Here is a 5,173-nt window from a genome sequence, read left to right on the forward strand (position 1 = left end):
CACGCCGTCTTCGGGAGAGGGCCGGCGATAGGTGATGAGGTCATCGATGATGCCGCCGTCGGCGTTGCAGATCAGCGAGTACTTGGCCTTGCCCTCGGCCAACGCGGACAACTTGCCCACCAGCGCGTAGTCCAGGAACGCAGCTGCGTCGGGGCCGGACACCCACACTTCGCCCATGTGGGAGAGGTCGAACAGGCCAGCGGACTTGCGGACGGCGTGGTGTTCAGCCAACTCCGAGGAGTATTTGAGCGGCATCTGCCAGCCGCCGAAGTCGGTGAAGGAAGCGCCGGCCTTTTTGTGCTGCTCATAAAGAGCCGTGTAATTCTCAGACATGTGGGCAGTCCTTAGTTTTCGACGTCGGCAGTGTTGTCCTCGAACGCTTCGAGGGGCGGGCAGGAGCACACCAGGTTGCGGTCACCTGCGGCGCCGTCGATCCTGCCGACCGGCGGGAAGTACTTGTCCTGCTTGAGATGGTGGACGGGGAACGCGGCCTGCTCGCGCGGGTAGTCGCGGTCCCACGCGGAACTCACGACGGCGGCAGCCGTGTGCGGTGCGTTGCGCAGCGGCGACTTCTCAACAGTGAAATCACCGCCGGCTACCTGCTCGATCTCGGCACGGATGGTGATCATGGCCTCGATGAAGCGGTCGATCTCGGCGAGGTCCTCGGATTCCGTGGGCTCCACCATCAGAGTGCCGGCAACCGGGAACGCCAGGGTGGGCGCGTGGAAGCCGAAGTCGATCAGTCGCTTTGCAACATCCTCAGCGGTGACGCCGGTCCTGGCCGTCAGTTCGCGGAGGTCCAGGATGCATTCGTGCGCCACGAGGCCACCTTCGCCGGTGTACAAAACCGGGAAGTGCTCATCCAGCCGGGAAGCAACGTAGTTGGCGGCCAAAAGAGCCGACTTGGTTGCTTCCGTCAGCCCCTGACCACCCATGAGCTTCACGTACGCCCAGGAAATCGGCAGCACGCCGGCAGAACCGTAGCGCGAAGCGGAAATGGCCACGCCGTGCCCGTCTTCATGTGCCGCTTTATTCGCGTCGCCCGGCATGAACGGGGCCAAGTGGGCTTTCGCCGCCACAGGACCAACGCCCGGACCGCCGCCACCGTGGGGGATGCAGAAGGTTTTGTGCAGGTTCAGGTGGGACACGTCCCCGCCGAACTTGCCCGGCTGGGCCAACCCAACCAGTGCATTCAGGTTGGCGCCGTCAACATACACCTGGCCGCCGGCTGCGTGGATGGCATCGCAAACTTCGCGGACGTCGGCGTCGTACACCCCGTGTGTGGACGGGTAGGTGATCATGATGCAGGACAGGACGTCCTTATTGGCCTCGATCTTGGCGGTCAGGTCGGCGTGATCAATGGTGCCGTCGGCAGCTGTGGCCACTACAACAACCTTCATGCCGGCCAGCACAGCGGACGCCGCGTTGGTGCCGTGGGCGGAGGCAGGAATGAGGCAGACGTTACGCTGCTCATCGCCGCGGGACAGGTGGTAGCCACGGATCGCGAGGAGCCCCGCGAGCTCTCCCTGAGACCCGGCATTGGGCTGGATGGAGACCTGATCGTAGCCGGTGATCTCCGTGAGGTCAGCTTCCAGATCCTCGATCAGTTCACGCCAACCCGCAGTCTGGTGGTCCGGAGCAAACGGGTGGATCGAGGCGAACTCCGGCCAGGAAATGGCTTCCATCTCGGCGGTGGCGTTCAGCTTCATGGTGCACGAACCCAGCGGAATCATGGTGCGGTCCAGCGCGAGGTCCCGATCAGACAGCTTGCGGATATAGCGCAACAGCTGCGTCTCGGAACGGTGCGTGTTGAACACCGGGTGCTGCAGGAAATCGGAGGTGCGGACTACCCCGGAGGGCAGTTCGAACCCGGCCGCGTCCCCGACCGGGCCGGCGCCAAAGGCGACGGCAACCGCGGAGAGGACCTCCGGCGTCGTGGTTTCATCAAGGGAAACGCCCACAGTGTCCGCGTCGATGAGACGCAGGTTGATGCCGCGGGCTTCGGCAGCGGCGATGACTTTGTCTGCCTTGCCGGGAACACGGACGGTGAGGGTGTCGAAGAAGGCATCGGAGACGAGTTCGCGGCCTGCCTTCTGCAGTGCGGTTGCGAGCGTGCGGGCATGTCCGTGAACGGTCTCTGCGATCGCTTTCAAGCCTTCGGGGCCGTGGTAAACCGCGTACATCGAAGCCACAATCGCCAGCAGTGCCTGCGCCGTGCAGATGTTGGAGGTGGCCTTCTCGCGGCGGATGTGTTGCTCGCGGGTCTGCAGCGCCAAGCGGTAAGCAGGGACGCCGGCGTTGTCTTTGGAAACACCAACGATGCGACCGGGAAGGGTGCGCTCCATGCCTTCGCGGACGGCCATGTAGGCCGCATGCGGGCCGCCGAAGAACAGCGGGACGCCGAAGCGCTGCGCAGTTCCGACGGCGATGTCCGCACCTTGTTCGCCCGGGGGCGTGATGAGGGTGAGCGCCAGCAAATCCGCGGCAACCGTGACCAGTGCGCCGCGTTCCTTCGCTTCAGCAATGACACCGGAGTGGTCGAACACACGGCCCGAAACACCTGGCTGCTGCAGGACGATGCCGTTGATGTCGCCGTCGGGAAGGCCGTCTCTGAGGTCGGAAATTTCCACCTCGAAGCCGAGGGCCTCGGCGCGGCCCTTGACGATCGCGATGGTCTGCGGGAGGAGGTCGGCGTCCAGGACAGTCTTGCCGTCCTTGACCGTCTTGTTCTTGTTTGCGCGGCGCATCAGCAGCACTGCCTCGGCCACGGCGGTCGCTTCATCCAGCAACGACGCGTTGGCAACCGGCAGCCCCGTGAGATCCTGCACCATGGTCTGGAAGTTCAGCAGCGCCTCAAGACGGCCCTGGGAAATTTCGGGCTGGTACGGCGTGTAGGCCGTGTACCAGGCGGGAGCTTCGAGGATATTGCGGCGGATCACCGGCGGCGTCACGGTGTCGTAGTAGCCCTGGCCGATCATTTGGATGGCGGTCTTGTTCTTGGATGCGAGCTTCCGGAGCTCGCTGAGGACCTGCACCTCAGTGAGGGCGTCCTGCAACTTCAGGGCCGTTTCCTGGCGGATGGAATCGGGGACCGCGACATCTACCAAGCCGTCGACAGAGTCGTAGCCGATGGCCTTGAGCATGGTGTCAACGTCGGCTTGACGGCGGGCGCCGATGTGCCGGTCCGCGAAGGCGGTGGGGGTTGATTGAACAGTCAAGAGGAACTCCATGATTCAGGCGCCCAGTGAGCGCCACGATGATGTGGGGTTCCTCCCCGCTCTGTATTGGACCTGAGAGATTCCGCAGACCGTGTTTCCACATGCCGCCTGCTTGCACCGTCGGTGAGCCCGGTTACCCGGACTGCTTTCCAGAGTTGCCTAACCGCGGCGGTACATGGGCCTGAGAGATTCCTGGGGAGGATTTGCTCCTACGGCGCCTGACTGGATGTACCGGCAGGACTCTCCCGCCGCAGATCAAAAGCGTTGCATCACTTTCGTGACACGCTTCACACCATAGCGGGTAGTTTCGAAAAAGCGCAAGCAAGGTGCAGCTACTCCCGCCAACCCTCTTCCACATCCCGGCCCCTTCCCGCCAACCCTCTTCCACATCCCGGGTACACCAGCTGGAAACCACCGAGTGGTAGTTTGATCTCTGCTGGAGGCAGACATTGCACCTATTCGGAGGACCATCCATGTTCAAGGGTTTCAAGGACTTCATACTTCGCGGCAACGTGATCGAGCTGGCTATCGCCGTAGTTATCGGCAGTGCATTCACTGCACTCGTCGGAGCTTTCACCAACCACATCATCAATCCCGTGATCGCAGCCGCCGGCGGCATGAATGCCGAGGGCCTGGGCTTCAAAATCTGGGAGAACAACCCGGCAACGTTCGTCGATTTCGGCGCCGTGCTGACCGCACTGGTGACGTTCGTGATCACTGCTGCCGTGGTGTACTTCATCTTCGTGGCGCCCATGAACAAGATCAATTCCCTGGTCAAGGACCGCCTCTCCACTGAGGAACCCGAGGAAGAGCCGCTGCCTGCGGACACCGCCCTTCTTGCCGAAATCCGCGATCTCCTCAAGGATGCCGCAGCCGCCCGCAACGCAAGCCAGGCCTCGGACCCGGACTTCGATTCCGACCGCACCCGCTAAGCGCAGCATCCAAGCTGCTTGGCCGGAACCCGGCGTTCTCCCACGAGGACCCCGGGTTCTTGCGTTATGGCGCATCCGCAGAAACCTGCCCGCCCCCGGAACGTGACGCTCAGGCAATCGGCCCGAAACAGTGGCAGGGCAGCATGAAATCATGAAGCGCAACCCGAGCACTCCCGTCACCGCGGACCTCCTTTGTGATGCCTGCGGTCAGCTGCCCGAACCGCCCAAGGCCCGGCTCACTCTTGCGAACATTGCAGTGATGCTTCCCATTGAACTGCTGGTTCACGCGGCCGTGGTGGGAACCCAGCTGCCCTATGTGGCCAAGGTTCTGCTCCTCGCGGTCACCGCCACCGTGCTGGTCATCTGGGTGGCCGAGCCTTCGGCCTCCAAGGTTCTCCGGCGATGGTTGCACGCGCCGGCCCTCCGCCACCGACGCACTTTGAACATGGCACCTTCTTTGTGGCGCGCGCGGACCGTACTGCCTGATCAGCCGGGGTCGCTGCAAAAAGTCACCCACGCCCTGGCCAAGCTGAACAGCAACATCCTCAGCCTTCACGTCCACCCCATCACTGGGACTGGCCATGCCGCCACAGACCCCGGCGGAACGGTGATGGATGAATTCGTCCTTTCTGCCCCCGGTGAAGTCACCGAGCTGGATCTTTTGAAGGCACTGCACGACGGCGGCGGGCTTGAGTGGCACGTTTGGCCCACCACCGCGTTGGCCATGGCCGACGGTCAAACCAAAGCACTGAGCCTCGCCACCCGTGTGGCCGTAAACCCGCAGGAACTTCCACTCGCTGTGGCCGAACTTCTTTCCGCCAAAGTAGTCCCGATGGACCCCGAGCGGTCCGCACCCCAGGCGGCTACCGGCGTCGGGCCTTCAACTGACATCCTCAAGATCCCAACGGCCTGGCACGGTCCGTTGGTCTTTTCGCGGCCAGGTGAGCCGTTCTCGCCCGCAGAGTCCGCGCGTGCACACCGGCTGGCTGAGCTCGCGGAGATTTTGGCGCACACTCCGGCTGC

At 63.4% G+C, this 5,173-nt stretch carries 3 protein-coding genes, 1 pseudogene and 1 riboswitch; of the genes and pseudogenes, 2 read left to right on the top strand and 2 right to left on the bottom strand.

All coding sequences use genetic code 11. The annotated features are described in order from the left end of the window. Together HP499_RS20455 and gcvP are read right to left on the bottom strand one after the other, a co-directional pair. Positions 1-333 (bottom strand): annotated as a pseudogene (locus HP499_RS20455) (glycine cleavage system protein T); the annotation flags it as partial. A gap of 11 nt (positions 334-344) precedes the next feature. Continuing rightward, positions 345-3,218 carry an aminomethyl-transferring glycine dehydrogenase gene (gene gcvP / locus HP499_RS20460; RefSeq protein WP_172325967.1) on the bottom strand — a complete coding sequence of 958 codons (2,874 nt, stop codon included), beginning with the start codon at positions 3,216-3,218 and terminating at the stop codon, positions 345-347. Between the two features lie 159 nt (positions 3,219-3,377). Continuing rightward, positions 3,378-3,476, bottom strand: a riboswitch (glycine riboswitch). 215 nt (positions 3,477-3,691) lie between these two features. Here gcvP and mscL point away from each other — a divergent pair. Together mscL and HP499_RS20470 are read left to right on the top strand one after the other, a co-directional pair. Next, positions 3,692-4,150, top strand: coding sequence for a large conductance mechanosensitive channel protein MscL (mscL, locus tag HP499_RS20465; protein ID WP_172325968.1), 459 nt, complete (start codon positions 3,692-3,694; stop codon positions 4,148-4,150). Positions 4,151-4,301: 151 nt separating this feature from the next. Continuing rightward, a partial coding sequence (locus HP499_RS20470; RefSeq protein WP_172325969.1) for an ACT domain-containing protein occupies positions 4,302-5,173 on the top strand: 872 nt, incomplete at its 3' end.

This window comes from Paenarthrobacter sp. CM16, from assembly GCF_013179505.1.
GTDB lineage: Bacteria > Actinomycetota > Actinomycetes > Actinomycetales > Micrococcaceae > Arthrobacter.